Source organism: Paraperlucidibaca sp. (assembly GCF_982810325.1).
Genome location: NZ_CEYEMI010000064.1, coordinates 1 through 3,273, shown reverse-complemented (window position 1 = coordinate 3,273; position 3,273 = coordinate 1). Strand labels below are relative to the sequence as shown.

Here is a 3,273-nt window from a genome sequence, read left to right as displayed (position 1 = left end):
TCTATGGCGATCATTTTCGCCTAAGTTGGTGTCCGAAATCATTAGACCACTACAATAGTGTGATGAGATGGATCTAAAATGACTCGAAATATTCCAATCAATTGCCATCACTTCTCTTCTCTTGTCTTGATACGGACAGTCCGTAAGGAAAACCACCCGGCCTGAGGGTACTGACAAGTTAACTTTCAGACTTAGCAAAAGTTGCCCCTTACGCCTCTAAGCAACCACTGCCCTCCACGTTGCGAACGCAGCTGTCCTACTGCGTCGATAATAATTTTCTGTGGTTAGGTGTCTTCCAAGATTGAATAAGTTGGAAACTGCTGCATGATTCGTTAGAAATAGCTGAGTCTGGCTCGGCGATTTAAACCGCCTCATTCCTCGCTCTCGAAATCGCGTCAACTCATGCGATTGCTTTGCCACATCACCATTGCGCCTACTCTCAACAAAGACATCGACCACTTCGCCATCCTGATCGACGGCTCGCCACAAGTAGTGCTGCTTTCCATTTATCTTGATGAATACCTCATCAAGATAAAGCGTATCGCCAAATCCGATATGCTTGCGTTTGAGCTTGCGAGCGTATGCTGGTCCAAACTTGATGCACCACAATAGGATCGCCCCATAACTGACAGAGATGCCCTTCTCTGCCAGTAAATCTTCTATATCGCGGAAGCTCAAGTTGAAGCGATAGTGGACCTATACCGCATAGCTGATGATGCTGGGATGACAACGATGTCGTATGTAGGTACTCATGGGCAAATTATCCCAGCCGTCGAGTTAACTTGTCAGTACCTTTACGGCTACAAAAACATGATGGTTTGTGATGGCTCAATGTTGGGTGCTAACCTCGGCGCGAATCCGTCACTAACGATCACTGCACTCACAGAGCATGCTATGTCGTTTATCCCGGCCAAAAAACTGACAAGTTAGCTTCTAAGGCTAAAACGCAACTGTCTTAGTGAATCGATCATGATTTGCTAGGACCAAATACCACTTAGGTTAAATAAGTTCAATGCCGCACCATGGCTAAGGTGAATTGAATGAGTAGCGTCAGTAACGACCTCAGCAGCAATCGCCTACCCGCTATTTATGGCCATTTTTTAGTCGACTTAATGCGTGGCCGTGGATTGTGCGAGCAGGACGTATTAGCCAGCACTGGACTCACGCTCGCGCAACTAGCTGAGCACGACCGGTACATCTCTGGCGAGCAACATGCGCTGATATTAAGCAATGCATTACGCGTCAGCCAAGACCCCAGTATCGCTTACGAAATTGGTTTGGCCAGCCAGATCACTAAACACGGCTTTATAGGCTTTGGCTTGATGAGCTGCGCTACGGTTGGAGACGCACTAGCGTTAAGTCAACGCTACTTAAGTGCCCGCGTCCCTCTATTCCATACCAATATCCACCAAGAAGGCGGCCACATGGTGGTCGAGCTACAGGCAACCAGGCCTTTAGGCAGCTTATATGAAGCTATATTCAATATGGTTCTAGTCGAGCTATGTTGTCTGTTTGGCCGGATCATTCACGGCGGTAGCACACCTTCAGGCTGGCAAAGCGAAATATGGGTACCCTATGCTGAACCAAGCTATTACGCGCGTTACAAAGAGCGGCTGCCACGTTTTCACTTTAATCAAAGCAGCCCACAAATTCGCTTTCCTATTAGTTTATTAGACACACCAATTGCATCGGCAAATCCTGCAACAGCTCAAATAGCGATTGCTCAATGCGAGCAAGAAATGGCGAAAATGGTAAGAAGCGAGTTAACACTCAGCGTGCAGGTAAGTGAGCTTTTCCAGCGTCATCGCTATCAATATCCAGACCTAAATACCCTCGCCCAAATTTTGCATATGTCAGAACGCACTCTCAAGCGCCGACTGCAAGCAGAGGGGCAAAGTTATCAGCGCTTACTAGATGCCGCCCGCTACCAACATGCGTGTGACTTATTACATAACATCAGCTTATCAATAGAGGCCATAGCACAGTCATTGGGCTACCAAGATCCTGCTAACTTCACTCGCGCTTTTCGTAAATGGAGTGGGCTATCTCCACGTGATTGGCGTCGAGACTTTAGCAATGGCCTTAATTGACAGATTTTTGGCGTAATACCCCCTCACTACAATCAATCGTAAGCCCTACTCTGCATACACATAATCAAAAGAAGGGGGCGTTATGAATGCCGCAGTCAAAGCTGAGCTACTAACGGATGAGCAAAAGTCTGTTTATATTCGCACCAAAGTGCTTGATGCCGGTGTCGCATTACGAGAGCGTCATCACTGGCTAAAACATCAGGACTTCATTGGGGCCAGCATTATGGCTCTGTCATTGCTGGGCATGATTGCCAGCGGCGTGCTCTACGTTCAAGGCGTTATCGCTTGGTGGGTCTGCGTGCCGCTCACTGCCCTCTTCGCCTCCTTCATTCATGAGCTTGAGCACGACCTGATTCACTTGATGTATTTCCGTAAAAAGCCTTGGGCCAACAATCTCATGCTAGCGCTAGGTTGGGTGGCTCGTGCCAGCACCGTCAATCCGTTTGTGCGCCGTAAGCTGCACTTGCACCATCATAAATTTTCCGGCACTGAGTCTGATCTAGAGGAGCGCGGCATCACTAATGGCGTGCCCTGGGGCATCAAGCGCCTAGTGATGTTGGGTGACAATATGATGGCCGTATACCTGCGGCCAACGGAAATGCTGCGTGCCACAAAGGCTTATATCAAATCGCAAAAGCCAGCGACTGCCGCTGAAGCACGCGCCATGGGTAAAGAGCAGCTGCATGCCTACTTTCCCTTGGGCACCGTATATTACGCACTATTCCATACTTGGGTCGTCACCCATGTCGTGCTACTCATCGCCAGTGCACTAAGTTTTAGTATCACGCTTCCTACTTGGTATGCCGGCTTTCTTAATGGTCTAAACGTGTTTGCTGTGGTCTATATGTTACCCAGCCTCTTGCGCACATTCTGTCTACATTTCATAAGCTCAAATATGCACTATTACGGTGATGTTGAAGCGCGTAATGTCATGCAGCAATGCCAAGTACTAAACCCTTGGTGGCTGATGCCAATGCAGTTATTTTGCTTCAACTTCGGCAGCACTCACGCAATTCATCATTTTGCCGTGAAAGAGCCGTTCTATATTCGCCAGTGGAATGCAAAAATTGCACATAACGTTATGCGTGAAATGGGTGTTCGATTTAATGATATTGGCACATTTAAACGCGCCAATAGCTTTAAGCAAGTTACTAACCCTGCAGTTCTAGTGAGTCGATAATGA

Annotated in this window: 4 protein-coding genes and 1 pseudogene; 4 read left to right on the top strand and 1 reads right to left on the bottom strand. The window is 47.8% G+C overall.

Annotated elements, in window-relative coordinates; translation table 11 throughout:
* Positions 1 to 216: 216 nt before the first annotated feature.
* Complete coding sequence (locus tag AC3DKE_RS11110; RefSeq protein ID WP_487990728.1) at positions 217 to 489, bottom strand: hypothetical protein; 273 nt, start codon at positions 487 to 489, stop codon at positions 217 to 219.
* Here AC3DKE_RS11110 and AC3DKE_RS11105 point away from each other — a divergent pair.
* The 4 genes and pseudogenes from AC3DKE_RS11105 to AC3DKE_RS11090 all read left to right on the top strand — a co-directional run bounded on the left by AC3DKE_RS11105 (position 403) and on the right by AC3DKE_RS11090 (position 3,270).
* Positions 403 to 612: a hypothetical protein gene (locus AC3DKE_RS11105; protein WP_487990729.1), complete on the top strand. Its 210-nt coding sequence runs from the start codon at positions 403 to 405 to the stop codon at positions 610 to 612. The genes AC3DKE_RS11110 and AC3DKE_RS11105 overlap by 87 nt on opposite strands.
* Positions 613 to 792: 180 nt before the next feature.
* Positions 793 to 930, top strand: a pseudogene (locus AC3DKE_RS11100) (hypothetical protein); the annotation flags it as partial.
* A 110-nt stretch (positions 931 to 1,040) separates the two neighbouring features.
* Positions 1,041 to 2,090 (top strand): AraC family transcriptional regulator, encoded by a 1,050-nt coding sequence (locus tag AC3DKE_RS11095; RefSeq protein WP_379068993.1) that lies wholly within the window; start codon positions 1,041 to 1,043, stop codon positions 2,088 to 2,090.
* An 82-nt stretch (positions 2,091 to 2,172) separates the two neighbouring features.
* The gene (locus tag AC3DKE_RS11090; protein WP_484217203.1) at positions 2,173 to 3,270 is read left to right on the top strand and encodes a fatty acid desaturase; all 1,098 of its coding nucleotides are present in this window, start codon (positions 2,173 to 2,175) and stop codon (positions 3,268 to 3,270) included.
* The last annotated feature ends 3 nt before the right edge of the window (positions 3,271 to 3,273 follow it).